This window comes from Cobetia sp. Ld8 (assembly GCF_045066615.1).
Lineage (GTDB): Bacteria > Pseudomonadota > Gammaproteobacteria > Pseudomonadales > Halomonadaceae > Cobetia > Cobetia amphilecti.
Map to the genome: position 1 here is coordinate 793,195 of NZ_JBISHF010000007.1, position 11,939 is coordinate 805,133.

Here is an 11,939-nt window from a genome sequence, read left to right on the forward strand (position 1 = left end):
GATACGATATAACATTTGCTTCCCACGGAGGACGTCACATGCTGGACATCCGCATCTCACAGGCGCAAGTCGTCAACGAAGGCACCATTTCCACTCAGGATGTGGGCATCAAGGACGGGCGTATTCACGCCATCGGCAGCGACCTGTCTCACCTCGATGCACGTGAAGTGATTGATGCCGCCGGCCGCCATCTGCTGCCGGGCATGATCGATGATCAGGTGCACTTCCGTGAGCCGGGCCTGACCGCCAAGGGCAACATCGCCACCGAGTCTGCTGCTGCCGTGGCCGGGGGGATCACCACCTTCTTCGACATGCCCAACGTCAAGCCGGCGACCCTGGACAGCGATGCACTGGAAGCCAAGTTTGCCGTGGCGGCCGGTCGTGCCCATGCCAACCACGCCTTCTATCTGGGTGCCAGCAACGACAACCTGGAAGCGATCAAGACGCTGGACCCGAACCAGACCTGCGGCATCAAGATCTTCATGGGCGCCTCTACCGGCAACATGCTGGTCGATGATCCGGAGATTCTCGAAGGCATCTTCAAGCATGCCCCGACGCCCATCGTCACGCATTGCGAAGACACGCCGATGATTCTCGAGAACGAGGCGCGCTGGCGTGAGCGTTTCGGGGAAGACGTGCCCTTCTCTGAACACGGCCTGATCCGCTCGCGCGAAGCCTGCATCAAGAGCTCGCGTCTGGCGATCGACCTGGCGACCCGCAACGGTACCCAGCTGCATGTCCTGCACCTGACCACCGCCGAGGAAATGGCGCTGTTCAAGGCCGGCCCGATGAAGGGCAAGCAGATCACCGCCGAAGTCTGCGCGCACCACCTGTGGTTCAGCGATGCCGATTACGACGCCCGTGGCAGCCTGATCAAGTGCAACCCGGCAGTGAAGACCGCCGAAGACCGTGCCGCCCTGCGCGCTGCCGTGATGGATGGCCGTATCGACATCATCGCCACCGATCACGCGCCGCATACCTGGGAAGAGAAGCAGAACCCGTACTTCAAGGCGCCTTCCGGCCTGCCGCTGGTCCAGCATGCCCTGCTGTCACTGCTCGATCAGGTTCAGGACGGCATCTATGACCTGGCGACCCTGGTGCAGAAGACCAGCCACAACGTGGCGGATCGCTTCTCCATCGTCGATCGCGGCTATATCCGTGAAGGGGCCTTCGCAGACCTGGTGCTGGTCGACCTCAATGGCGAGACCAGCGTCACGCGTGACAACGTGCTCTACAAGTGTGGCTGGAGCCCCTTCGATGGCGTGACCTTCAAGGCGCGTATCGATGCGACCTTCGTCAACGGCGTGAAAGCCTATGACGGCAAGACCGTCAATCCGGTGGCCAACGGCCAGCGACTCTCGTTCAACCGCGGCTGATGGCGGTCCTGGCGTGCCGGTTCTCGGCACGCCCTGTCCGCATCATGCCGTGATCACTAGCAAAGGAAGTGGTGTCATGAGTATGCATGCGGGCTCTCCCCTGGCGTCTCGCCAAGTGTTGTGTGAAAAGCTGCTGTCCCGGGTCCAGCGCACGCTGGGTCCGCGGGCCGCGCGTGCCCTGCCGCTGAGTGTGCTGGGCGCGCTTGCCGCGTTCGCGACGCCTGCCGCTCACGCCCAGGACAGCGCCCCTCTGCATGTGGCCGTCAGCGTGCCGCCCATCGCGTGGATGGTCGATCAGCTGGCCGGTGAGCATGTCGAGATCACCACGCTGGTCAAGCCGGGCGACAGCCCGCACGCCTACGACCCGACCCCGCGCCAGGTGGCCGAGCTGTCGACGGTCCCGCTCTATCTCGCCATCGGTGTGCCCTTCGAGCAGGTGTGGTTGCCGCGCCTGGTGAAGAACAACGCCGAGATGCAGGTCGTGCACCTGGAAGAGGGTCTCAACACCCGCCACTTCGGCAGTGGTGAGGCGCATGACCATGGGCATGATGAAGCGCATGCTCATGAGCAGGACGCACATCACGATGATGATCACACCGACGACCATGCCGACCATGATGAACACGACGAGCATCACGACGACCATGCCGACCATGATGAACACGACGAGCATCACGGCGAGCATGCTGATCATGAGGCCCACGAAGAACACCACGATGAGCACGCTGATCATCAGGAGCATGGTGCCCAGCATGGCGAGGATGAGGACCTCGGCGAAGCCGACCCCCACCTCTGGCTGGACCCGCAGCGCATGCAGACCGTCGTCGAGCGTGCCGCCGAGGTGCTCGAGGCACGCCTGCCGCAGCATGCCGGCGAGATCGATGCCAATGAGCAGCGTCTGCTCAAGACCCTGAGCGAGCTGGATGCGCAGATCGCTCAGACGCTGGCCCCCTACAAGGGCCGCAACTTCCTGATCTTCCATCCCAGCTTCGGCTACTTCGCGGACCGCTACTCGCTCGAGCAGCATGCCATTGAGGTCAGTGGCCGTGAGCCCACGCCGCGCGAGATGGCCACGCTGATCACGCGTGCCAAGGATGAGAACATCGGCACCATCTTCGTCTCGGGGCAGTTCTCCCAGACGGCGGCCAAGCGGATCGCCAGCTCCCTGGAGGCCGAAGTGGCCGTGCTGGACCCGCTGGCAGAGGACTATCTCGACAATCTGAAGCACGCCACCGAAGCGCTGAAGGCGGGTTTCGAGTTGACTGACAGCCAGTAATTGCCGGCCGGGTATTGCGCATATCGCCTGATCTTGCACAATGCCCTGCCCCATCGAAAAGTCAGACGGGCGCTCATGCGCCCGTCTGCGTTGCAACGAGGTACCTTACGTCATGGTCAGCCCCATCTCCGTCGCGCGCCCGCGCACGGACAGCCATCCGGAGGCGTCAGCCACCGGGCGCAGTGTCGGACCGGTCTTTCGCCCGGTGCCGGCAGATGCACCGGATGCCATTGATATTCGCGGCGTGACCTTCCGGTATGGCGAGCAGGTCATTCTCGACGATGTCGACTTTCAGGTCGGCGCGCGCGAGATAGTGGGACTGATCGGGCCCAACGGTGGCGGCAAGAGCACGTTGCTCAAGCTGATACTCGGTCTTCACAAGCCGGCGGCTGGCTGTGTCCGCGTGCTGGGGCGCACGCCCAAGGCTGCCGCGCGCCATATCGGCTATGTGCCGCAGTTTGCCAACTTCGTGAAGCGCTTCCCCATCCGCGTGGAAGATGTTGTGCTGATGGGACGTCAGGGGCGTCGTCGTCAGTGGGGCCCCTGGCCACGCGCGGACCGTGAGGCGATCGGTGCGGTGCTGGAAGAAGTCGGCATCAGTCATCTGCGCCGTCGGCATATCGATGCCCTCTCCGGCGGTCAGCTGCAGCGTGTGCTGATCGCCCGCGCCCTGGCGGCCGAGCCTCAGCTATTGCTGCTGGATGAGCCCACCGCGAGTGTCGACAGCGATGGCGAGCGCTCCCTGTTCGAGCTGTTCAATCGTCTGGCCAATCGCATGAGCGTGGTGGTGATCAGTCACGATCTCGGTTTCATCAGCGATTACGTCGATCGGGTCGCCTGCCTCAACCGCAAGATGATCGTCCATGACACCGAGACGCTCACCGCTGAATCGATCGAGCGACTCTATGGTGAAAACGTCCAGATGATCCATCACCATCACTGATGTCGCGGCCGGTGACTGTCCGTCTGGCCTGTTTCACTTCCTTCACGTCGCCCGCTCTGCGCTCTAGGCTTACATTACATGAATTTCATCACCGCCCTGGGCAGCCAGGATTTTCTCCAGAACGCCCTCTTCGCCGGCCTGCTGGCCAGTCTTGCGGCCGGTCTGGTCGGCCCCTATGTCGTGGTACGCCGCATCGGCTATCTGGCCGGGGGTATCGCCCATACCGTGCTTGCCGGCATGGGGATCGCCTACTTCATTGGCGCAAGCCCGCTGGTGGGTGCCTTCATCAGTGCCATTCTCGCCGCTCTGCTGATCGGTTACATCAGTCTCAAGGGCTTTGATCAGGAAGACACCGTCATCGGTGCGCTGTGGGCCATCGGCATGGCTACCGGCATCCTGTTCATCAGTCAGACCCCGGGTTACAAGGTCGACCTGATGAGCTACCTGTTCGGCAACCTGCTGCTGGTGCCCGCGGATGCCATCGGTACCCTGGCCTGGATGGTGGGAGGCCTGGCACTGGTGTTGCTGCTGGTGCATCGCCCGCTGACCGCGGTGATCTTCGATGAAGAGTTCGCGCGTCTGCGGGGCGTGCCGGTCAAGACGCTCTACCTGCTGCTGCTGGTGATGGTGGCGATCACCGTCGTGCTGCTGTTGCAGGCGGTGGGCTTGATCATGGTGCTGGCCTTGCTGTCCTTGCCTGCCGCGCTTGCCGGTCATCATGCGCGCTCACTGGGCATGATGATCGTGATCGCGAGCCTGGCGGCCATGGCCTTCACCACCGGCGGCCTGGCGCTCTCCTGGCAGTTCGACCTGCCGGCCGGCGCGACCATCGTGCTGGTGGCAGGCGTCGCCTACCTGCTGTCGCTCATCTGGCGCAGCGCCCGTGGCGGACTGCGTCGCTGATTCGCGGCTTGTGACACTGAATACTGCGTGAGCCCCTGCCGGCGTGACATGACGCTTGAGGGGGGCTTCGATATGGACTCTGCAAGGAAACACCCTCAATGGCACAGGATGGACTGCTCAAGTCGCTGGAGAATGCCGATATCGGCGAGAAGGTCGCGTTGGAGGCGCTGATCGCCGCCTTGCCCTGGAATGGCGACGGCCTGATTCCCGCCATCGCGCAACAGCATGACAGCGGCGAGGTGTTGATGATGGCGTGGATGAACGCCGAAGCCCTGCGCGAGACGCTCGCCACCGGTCGCGTGTGCTACTTCTCACGCTCGCGCAGCAAGCTGTGGCGCAAGGGTGAAAGCTCGGGCCAACAGCAGAAGCTGGTCAGTACGCATCTGGACTGCGATGGCGATACCCTGCTGGTCAAGGTCGATCAGACAGGTCCTGCCTGCCATACCGGGCGCAAGAGCTGCTTCTACTGGCGCCTGGATGCTGAAGGTGCCGAGATTACCGATGCACCGATCATTGACCCGAACACCCTGTATGGCAACGCCTGAACGTCGCCACTCCCTCAGGCGCGGCGTGACGTCGGTCATGACGCGCCTGCTGACCGGCTTGCTGCGCGGCTATCAGCTGGTGCTCAGCCCGCTGCTGGGGCCGCGCTGTCGCTTCTATCCTTCCTGCTCCAGTTACGGACTGGAGGCCATCAAGGTGCATGGGCCCCTCAAGGGGTGCTGGCTCACGGCCAGGCGTCTGTCACGTTGTCACCCGCTGGGTGGGCCGGGTGGCGTGGACCCCGTGCCACCGCGCAAGGATCATGCCTCGTCTGCCAGCTGCTGTGATGCGCATGATCAGGACGACGCGCCCAGGTCTTGAGGGCGTACACCTTGCGAGTGACTGGGTCGAGTGCCCTGCGAGCGGCGGAGTCTTGCGGCTGGCGGTACGCATGTGAAGTGTTTCTGTGCTATCATTCACATGTGTATGGCGTCAGCTGTGACGTCATCGTCAGTCAGCAGGAGAATGTCATGTCCACCGCAGCCGCCCTCGATCGTGTGTCCCCGACCAGCCCCAGTGCGGGCCGCGTTGCCCTCAAGTCCTTCTTCAACATCATGGAGAAGTGGCAGTGCAGCGCGGCGGATCAGCGCGTGCTGTTGGGGGGCATCGGTACCACCACCTATCACAAGTATCGCAAGCTGCCGGAAGTGCGCCTGCCCAACGACACCCTGGAGCGCATCTCCTACGTGATGGGGATCCACAAGGCCCTGCGCATCCTGTTCAGCAATACGCCCGAGATGGCCCATGAATGGGTACGGCGCCCCAATCGTGCGGCGCCCTTCAATGGCCAGAGTGCGCTGGACTACATGCTGGCCGGTCAGGTGGTCTCGCTGGCCGACACTCGCCGTTATCTCGACGGAGTGCGTGGATGAGCGAATGGACGAGCGAAGGCAAGCATGTCGATGACTCCGCCCTGCCCGCGCTGACGCTGCCGGACTGGCAGAACGCCTGGCGCGTGATCTCCAGCGCCTTCCCGCCCATTTCGGTATTCGAGGATATTCTCGAGCCTGATGAGCTGGAGATGGCGTTTGCCATCGAGGCGCTCACCAATGACCGTCTGCGCGAAGAAGCCGGCGAGCTGAGCCGCGTCGCACCGCAAGACCGTATCAGCGGGCCGGGCTCCACGCCGGTGATGGCGGCCTTCACGCACATCGGGCGTGCCTCGCGCTTCACCGATGGCAGTTTCGGGGTCTATTACTGCGCCAGTACGCTGGATACCGCGATCAGCGAGACCCGCTTCCACATGGCGCGCTTTCTGGCCGATACCGCGCAGCCCAGTCAGGAAATGACCATGCGCAGCTACGTCAATCGCGTGACGCAGCCACTGCATGACATCCGCGAGGGCCATGACGCCCTCTGTCAGCCAGACATGGCCAGCTACCCTGCCGGCCAAGCCTTTGCCGCCAGGCTGCGAGAGGCTGGCAGCTTCGGCCTGCTCTACCCCAGCGTGCGCCACGCCCAGGTGGATACAAGCGCCGAGTGCGCGGCCATCCTGCGTCCGCCGGCGGTCAGCATTCCCATTCAGGGGCCGCACCTGCGCTATGTCTGGGATGGTCAGCATCAGGCCATGACGCATGTGCTGGAAGTGCGCGAGCATCGCTGAGGGTGTGAAAACGCCCTGCCGAACGACCTGAGAAAGCCCTGAGAAATTCTTGAGAAAAGCCCAAAAAAGACGCCCGCCATTCCGCTCGAAATCTCGAGGCTGGAATGGCGGGCGTTTTGCGTTACTCGTGTCGGCTCAGACCTGAAGCACAAGACCTGAAGCATCAGAGCTAAAGCGCCAGGCCTCAGGCGTTGGCGTGCAGCTCGGCCACACCGTAGATACGCTTGAGCATCGCATGCAGGCCGTTGGAGCGCGTCGGCGACAGGTGCTTGTCGAGGCCGAGCTCGTTGAGGAAGGTCGGCTGGGTGGCGACGATTTCCTGCGGCGTCCGGTCGTTGTAGATGCGCAGTACCACGGCGATCAAGCCTGCCACGATGGCAGCGTCCGAGGTCGCCTGGAAATACAGGCGCTGCTCGCTGCCTTCGCCACGCACTTCAGGATGAATCCAGACGTTGGACTGGCAGCCGTCGATCTTGGTCTCAGGGCCTTTCAGTGCTTCCGGGTATTCCGGCAGCGCCTTGCCCATGTCGATGATGTACTGATAGCGGTCCATCCAGTTGTCGAAGAAGCTGAATTCCTCGACCAGTTCCGCCTGCGCTTGTTGCGCGTCGCTCATGCTGACTCCCGATGATGTCACTGCAAAGTGTCTGAAGATACGCTGTCGCCATGATAACGCCTGACCTCGCCGGACGCACGGCGCCTTCGGGCCTGAGCGTGGTGACAACGCTCATGAGTCGTGTTCTGGCGCCTCAGGCGGATGGCCTGACGTCGCCAGCGAATGTCTGGCCATCTGCTGCTGCCACTCGCTGTCCTCGGCGTGCAGGTAGCGCGATGTCGTATCCAGTCGCGAGTGTCTGGCGGAGCGCGACAGAAAGCGCAGCTCTACCCCGGCCTGTGCCTGATGGGTGATCGCGGTGTGGCGCAGCCAGTGAGGGCTTGCCTGATCAAGGGTGCGTGCCATCAGCTCGCTGGCGTCGCCGGGGCTCTGGATTCGCTGTCTCATGTCGTTGGCGGCCCGGGCAAAAGTCTGCTTGATCAAGCGGTAGAGCTGGTTGTCGCCGAGCGGTGTCGTGCCATCCAGGCGCGCCAGCAGCGGCAGCGACTTGTCGGCGGGCAGTGCCTGCGGCAGATCACTGAGCCCGCGCAGGCGTCGCCAGCGAACCAGCGCCTCGAGCATCGGCGGCGGCAATGGAATCTCGGCCAGCTTGGCGCCCTTGCCTATCACGCGCCACCACCATTGGCCTTCCCGCTTGACGATATCGCCCATCCTCGCGGCGGCCATCTCCGCGATGCGCGGCGCCATCAAGTAGGCGAATGCAAACAGAAAGCGCTGGCGCTCGGCCACGAAGCGCTCGCGGGACACCCCGCCCTCAGGTGAAGCACCGAGCGGTGTCAGCTCCTCGCAATGCGCTTCGATACGCCCCCACAGCCAGTCCCACAAGGGGCGCTCGAGATAGCGTTCGATGCGCAGCGTGCGGTTGTCCATGCGGCGCTTGTCGCGCATCAGACGGAACGGATTGCGTGACAGGTAGCCGGCCTCGATCAGCCAGGCATACATGCCCTGCAGGATCACCAGGCTCTGACGGCGGCTGGCGGCGGCCAGCGGGCCGCGAAAGGGTCGCCACTGCGGATGCTTGCGGGCACGCACGCTGCCGATCCAGACCTCAGCAGGCTGTGGGTCGGCCAGAAACGCCTCGAAGTGCTCGAGGCGTTCGCGATCCAGACTGGCCAGGGCGGATTCTCTGCCCTGCTCTCCCTCGGCCTTGAGCCATAGCAGCAGGCGCTCTGCCTCCTTGCGATAGGCACGCAGCGTCTGAGCACTGTGGCGATACTCGTTGAGCCAGGCGGCCACGGCTTCGACATCCGTGCGGGCGCGAATCAGTGAGCGATCATCAGCGGCCGTCAGCTGGGCATGCCGCTGCGCTCTGGATAGCTCGCCCTCCAGATGTCCGACCAGCGCCGTGATGCCGTCATGCGTGCTTTCTTCCACCGATCAACCCCCGTTGCTGCCTCTCGGCTGTATATCGCCCGTCTGGCGTGTCATTTCAGGCGTGCGCCGCTCTGTGGCGCCCCTGTCCTTCTCTTGTCTGCCCTTTCCTGCTCTGTCCTTCCCTGTTCTGACCAGGCTTGCCCTGTCCTCGGGGCTGATTGTGACGTTATGGTCATGATAATTCAAGATAAGGCGCGTAATCATGAATTTATAGTTCTATCCGTATTGTAAATTACGTATTACGTAATATGTAATTATCTTTATCTTGTCAGAAAACATCGCTAAGATGGGCACCAGGCTGATGACAGGCTGACGGCAGAAGAAGCCGAGCGGCATCCACGCTGACGCTCTCGTCAGACGGCGTGCACCATCGCCTTTGCGTGTATGAGAGTGCGTACTGGAGAGTGGTAGTTGGCCGCGCTTCATGGCGTAATGGCGGTCAAGCAGCAACGACTGACGACGTATCAATGACAGACTACGTATCAATGACGGACTACGGACGGAGATTCCCATGGCGCGCACTGGCGTCCAGTACGAGGATGTACAACGAGCCATCGAGTCACTGATGGCACGGGGCGAGGCCCCGAGCGTGCAGAAGATTCGTGAAGTGCTGGGGACCGGCAGCTTCACCACCATCAGCGATCACCTGCGTGACTGGCGCCAGCGGCGCGCCGAGAAACGCGATGAGCCGCTGAGCCAGGCCATGCCTGACAGTCTCACCGAGACCCTGGCCACGGTGTGGAAGGAGGCGCAGTCACTGGCCAATGAAAGCCTGGTGCACTATCGCCAGGAAGCGGACAAGCAGACCGTCGAGGCGCGTGAGGCCGAAGCGCAGGCACAGCGCCGCGCGGAAGATGCCGAACAGCGTCTCAGCGCCCTGTCCGAGCAATTGGCCCAGGTGCAGGCGCGTCTTGAAGAGCGCGTGCAGGCCCTGGCGACGTTGACCAATGAGCAGGAGCATTGGCAGCAGCTGCAGGACAAGCTCGAAAAGCGTCTGACCCTGGCCCAGGAAGACATCGCGGCCATGGAGCGCACGCGCGAAGTGGACCATGAGCGCCATCAGCAGGCGATTCAGGCACAGGAAAGCGAGTGGAAGGAGCGTCTGGCGCAGGAAGAGGCGCGTCATGAAGCCAGTGAAACGCGTCTGATGAAGATGCTGGATGATGCACGCCTCGAGAAGAGCGAGCTCGACAAGCAGCATCGACGCCGTCAGGAGCAGCTCGAGAAGCGCGTCGAGCGTCTCGATGCCCAGGCGGCCGAGCAACGCAAGCAGCTGCAGGAAGAAGAGCGCCGCCGCTTTGAGGAGACCTCGGCTCGCCAGCAGCGCGAGACGGAGCTCAAGGACATGCGTGCGCAGCTGGAGCACTCCTCGGCGGAATACTCACGCCTGGAGGCCCAGCTGGGGCAGCTGACGCACGAGAACAAGCTGCTCAAGGAACGGCTGGCCTTTGCGCCCTTGCCGCCCTTCGTATGCTGAAAGCCTTGTCGAGTGATCACCACGCACTTGCGGCGTGATCTCCATGACTGACATGACGCAATGCACACGAAAACGCCGCCCATCAGGGCGGCGTTTTTTGTCAGTGCTACCGTGTTCTCATTCTCGTGATATCAAGCTCGTGATACCAAGCTCGTGATATCAGAGCCGTCAGTGTCGTGATGGCGACGCCATCGGGTGACTATCAGGTTGTCGAAGGTGTGGCGAACACCTCACAGCAGTTCTTCCGCGACCAGCGCCAGACGTGAGCGCTCGACGCACTTGAGTGTCACGTGACTGGCATGCGGCCACGAGCTGAAGCGCTGCACTGCCACCGCAAGGCCGCAGGTGTTGGCGGTCAGGTAGGGAGTGTCTATCTGGCCCACATTACCCAGCAGTACCACCTTGGTGTTGGCGCCCGCCCGTGTCAGCAGGCCCTTGAGCTGCTTGGGCGTCAGGTTCTGGGCTTCATCGATGATCAGGAAGGTGTCGCTCAGCGTGCGGCCGCGCATGAAGGACGGGGAGCGGATCTGGACACGATTGCCGATCCAGGCGCGCGTGGCCTCCTCATTCCAGGCGCTGGTGCCTTCTCCCTCCTTGCGCAGCAGGTTGTCCATGTTGTCGTGGAAGGCCCCCATCCACGGCGACATCTTCTCTTCTTCGGTGCCGGGCAGAAAGCCGATCTCTTCGCCCATCGCGATCGGCGCGCGGGTGAAGATGATGCGCTCGAAACGCTTCTTCTCCAGTGTCTGCTCGAACGCGGCAGCCAGCGTCATGTAGGTCTTGCCGGTGCCTGCACTGCCCGCGATTGACACCATGTCGACGCTGTCGTCCATCAGCAGGTTGAGGGCGAAGTTCTGGCGACTGTCATGGGCATTCACCCCCCATGCGCTGCGCTCGTTGCGATAGTTCTGCAGCACTTCCAGGCGTGCATAGTCATGCTCCAGCTCGCGCACGATGGCCTCGAAGCTGGCACCATCGTCCCCATCGCAATCCGCGATCAGCATGCCCGGGTACCAGTCCTTGGGCATCTGGCCTGACAGCTCATAGAAGGTGCGATGGTGCTCGCGCGTGACGGTGACATCGACCTGCATGTCGTCCCAGACGCCCTGGCCGTCGTGGCCGGCCTCATGAAAGAGCTTGACGCCCTCGATCATGGCGTCGCTGTCGGTGAAGGCGCGATCCGTCAGATAGTCTTCCACCGCCATGCCCAGGGCGGCGGCCTTGATGCGTAGATTGATGTCCTTGGTCACCAGGATGACCGAGGCGTCCTGACAGCGTGCAGACAGGCTGCGAGTCTCGGCGAGAATACGATTGTCGGCACAGGCGTCGCTCTGATCGACATGGCCGGAGAGGAAGTGAAGGTTGCCCGCGCCATTCATGGAAGGCGGGAGCGGAATTCCACGCAGGATTTCCTGAGGTGTGACATCCGCGGTGAGATCGGACAGCGTACGGCTGATCTGGCGGGCGGTATGGGCAATCTCCTTGTTGCCATTCTTGTGCTTGTCCAGCTCCTCCAGCACCGTCATCGGAATGACGACATCATGCTCGTCAAACTGGAACAGGGCTGAGGGGTCGTGAATCAGCACGTTGGTATCGAGGACGTACAGACGACGGGACTGCTTCTCGACTCTTACCATTGGCGACATGCCTTCCGTTGGAGTGTGCCCCTTGAAGCTAGCATGCTGAATATGTCGATCGTGTTGCAAAAACGCGTTCATATTTCACGCTAGCCTTGCAGACAGGTCACGCAAGGCAGGCGCATACTGTTGCTCCCTCATGAAATGCCCTCTTGCCTGGTGCCTGACAGCATCATGCTGAGCAGCGCCAC

At 62.5% G+C, this 11,939-nt stretch carries 12 protein-coding genes; 9 read left to right on the top strand and 3 right to left on the bottom strand.

Going from position 1 to position 11,939, the window contains the following annotated elements:
• Positions 1–38: 38 nt before the first annotated feature.
• The 8 genes from ACJJV2_RS08185 to ACJJV2_RS08220 all read left to right on the top strand — a co-directional run bounded on the left by ACJJV2_RS08185 (position 39) and on the right by ACJJV2_RS08220 (position 6,644).
• Positions 39–1,376, top strand: coding sequence for a dihydroorotase (locus tag ACJJV2_RS08185; protein ID WP_405279864.1), 1,338 nt, complete (start codon positions 39–41; stop codon positions 1,374–1,376).
• 76 nt (positions 1,377–1,452) lie between these two features.
• Positions 1,453–2,652, top strand: a complete 1,200-nt coding sequence (locus ACJJV2_RS08190; protein WP_405279867.1) for a metal ABC transporter solute-binding protein, Zn/Mn family — start codon at positions 1,453–1,455, stop codon at positions 2,650–2,652.
• 112 nt (positions 2,653–2,764) lie between these two features.
• Positions 2,765–3,595: a metal ABC transporter ATP-binding protein gene (locus ACJJV2_RS08195; protein WP_082388762.1), complete on the top strand. Its 831-nt coding sequence runs from the start codon at positions 2,765–2,767 to the stop codon at positions 3,593–3,595.
• Between the two features lie 78 nt (positions 3,596–3,673).
• Positions 3,674–4,498 (top strand): metal ABC transporter permease, encoded by an 825-nt coding sequence (locus ACJJV2_RS08200; protein WP_285460836.1) that lies wholly within the window; start codon positions 3,674–3,676, stop codon positions 4,496–4,498.
• Positions 4,499–4,596: 98 nt separating this feature from the next.
• The gene (gene hisI, locus ACJJV2_RS08205) at positions 4,597–5,043 is read left to right on the top strand and encodes a phosphoribosyl-AMP cyclohydrolase (RefSeq protein WP_405279872.1); all 447 of its coding nucleotides are present in this window, start codon (positions 4,597–4,599) and stop codon (positions 5,041–5,043) included.
• A 37-nt stretch (positions 5,044–5,080) separates the two neighbouring features.
• A complete protein-coding gene (gene yidD / locus ACJJV2_RS08210) occupies positions 5,081–5,362 on the top strand; it encodes a membrane protein insertion efficiency factor YidD (RefSeq protein WP_405279875.1) in 282 nt (93 codons plus the stop codon).
• Positions 5,363–5,511: 149 nt separating this feature from the next.
• Positions 5,512–5,913 carry an MbcA/ParS/Xre antitoxin family protein gene (locus tag ACJJV2_RS08215; protein WP_052384668.1) on the top strand — a complete coding sequence of 134 codons (402 nt, stop codon included), beginning with the start codon at positions 5,512–5,514 and terminating at the stop codon, positions 5,911–5,913.
• Entirely contained in the window at positions 5,910–6,644 is a 735-nt protein-coding gene (locus ACJJV2_RS08220) for an RES family NAD+ phosphorylase (protein ID WP_405279879.1), read from the top strand. The genes ACJJV2_RS08215 and ACJJV2_RS08220 overlap by 4 nt, the downstream gene beginning before the upstream one ends.
• A 184-nt stretch (positions 6,645–6,828) precedes the next feature.
• Here the strand turns inward: ACJJV2_RS08220 and ACJJV2_RS08225 are convergent, their stop codons facing one another.
• Together ACJJV2_RS08225 and ACJJV2_RS08230 are read right to left on the bottom strand one after the other, a co-directional pair.
• A complete protein-coding gene (locus ACJJV2_RS08225; RefSeq protein WP_405279882.1) occupies positions 6,829–7,260 on the bottom strand; it encodes a SufE family protein in 432 nt (143 codons plus the stop codon).
• 111 nt (positions 7,261–7,371) lie between these two features.
• On the bottom strand, positions 7,372–8,634 hold the full coding sequence (locus tag ACJJV2_RS08230; protein WP_405279885.1) for a tyrosine-type recombinase/integrase: 1,263 nt from the start codon (positions 8,632–8,634) through the stop codon (positions 7,372–7,374).
• A 511-nt stretch (positions 8,635–9,145) separates the two neighbouring features.
• Here ACJJV2_RS08230 and ACJJV2_RS08235 point away from each other — a divergent pair.
• The gene (locus ACJJV2_RS08235; RefSeq protein WP_248378283.1) at positions 9,146–10,111 is read left to right on the top strand and encodes a DNA-binding protein; all 966 of its coding nucleotides are present in this window, start codon (positions 9,146–9,148) and stop codon (positions 10,109–10,111) included.
• Positions 10,112–10,341: 230 nt separating this feature from the next.
• Here the strand turns inward: ACJJV2_RS08235 and ACJJV2_RS08240 are convergent, their stop codons facing one another.
• Positions 10,342–11,748 carry a PhoH family protein gene (locus ACJJV2_RS08240; RefSeq protein ID WP_043334244.1) on the bottom strand — a complete coding sequence of 469 codons (1,407 nt, stop codon included), beginning with the start codon at positions 11,746–11,748 and terminating at the stop codon, positions 10,342–10,344.
• Positions 11,749–11,939: the final 191 nt, after the last annotated feature.

Excerpts from the sequence above, each read along its gene's own strand:
- ACJJV2_RS08185 (WP_405279864.1), top strand. The coding sequence starts at position 39 with ATGCTGGACATCCGCATCTCACAGGCGCAAGTCGTCAACGAAGGCACC.
- ACJJV2_RS08190 (WP_405279867.1), top strand. The coding sequence starts at position 1,453 with ATGAGTATGCATGCGGGCTCTCCCCTGGCGTCTCGCCAAGTGTTGTGT.
- ACJJV2_RS08195 (WP_082388762.1), top strand. The coding sequence starts at position 2,765 with ATGGTCAGCCCCATCTCCGTCGCGCGCCCGCGCACGGACAGCCATCCG.
- ACJJV2_RS08200 (WP_285460836.1), top strand. The coding sequence starts at position 3,674 with ATGAATTTCATCACCGCCCTGGGCAGCCAGGATTTTCTCCAGAACGCC.
- hisI (WP_405279872.1), top strand. The coding sequence starts at position 4,597 with ATGGCACAGGATGGACTGCTCAAGTCGCTGGAGAATGCCGATATCGGC.
- yidD (WP_405279875.1), top strand. The coding sequence starts at position 5,081 with ATGACGCGCCTGCTGACCGGCTTGCTGCGCGGCTATCAGCTGGTGCTC.
- ACJJV2_RS08215 (WP_052384668.1), top strand. The coding sequence starts at position 5,512 with ATGTCCACCGCAGCCGCCCTCGATCGTGTGTCCCCGACCAGCCCCAGT.
- ACJJV2_RS08220 (WP_405279879.1), top strand. The coding sequence starts at position 5,910 with ATGAGCGAATGGACGAGCGAAGGCAAGCATGTCGATGACTCCGCCCTG.
- ACJJV2_RS08225 (WP_405279882.1), bottom strand. The coding sequence starts at position 7,260 with ATGAGCGACGCGCAACAAGCGCAGGCGGAACTGGTCGAGGAATTCAGC.
- ACJJV2_RS08235 (WP_248378283.1), top strand. The coding sequence starts at position 9,146 with ATGGCGCGCACTGGCGTCCAGTACGAGGATGTACAACGAGCCATCGAG.
- ACJJV2_RS08240 (WP_043334244.1), bottom strand. The coding sequence starts at position 11,748 with ATGGTAAGAGTCGAGAAGCAGTCCCGTCGTCTGTACGTCCTCGATACC.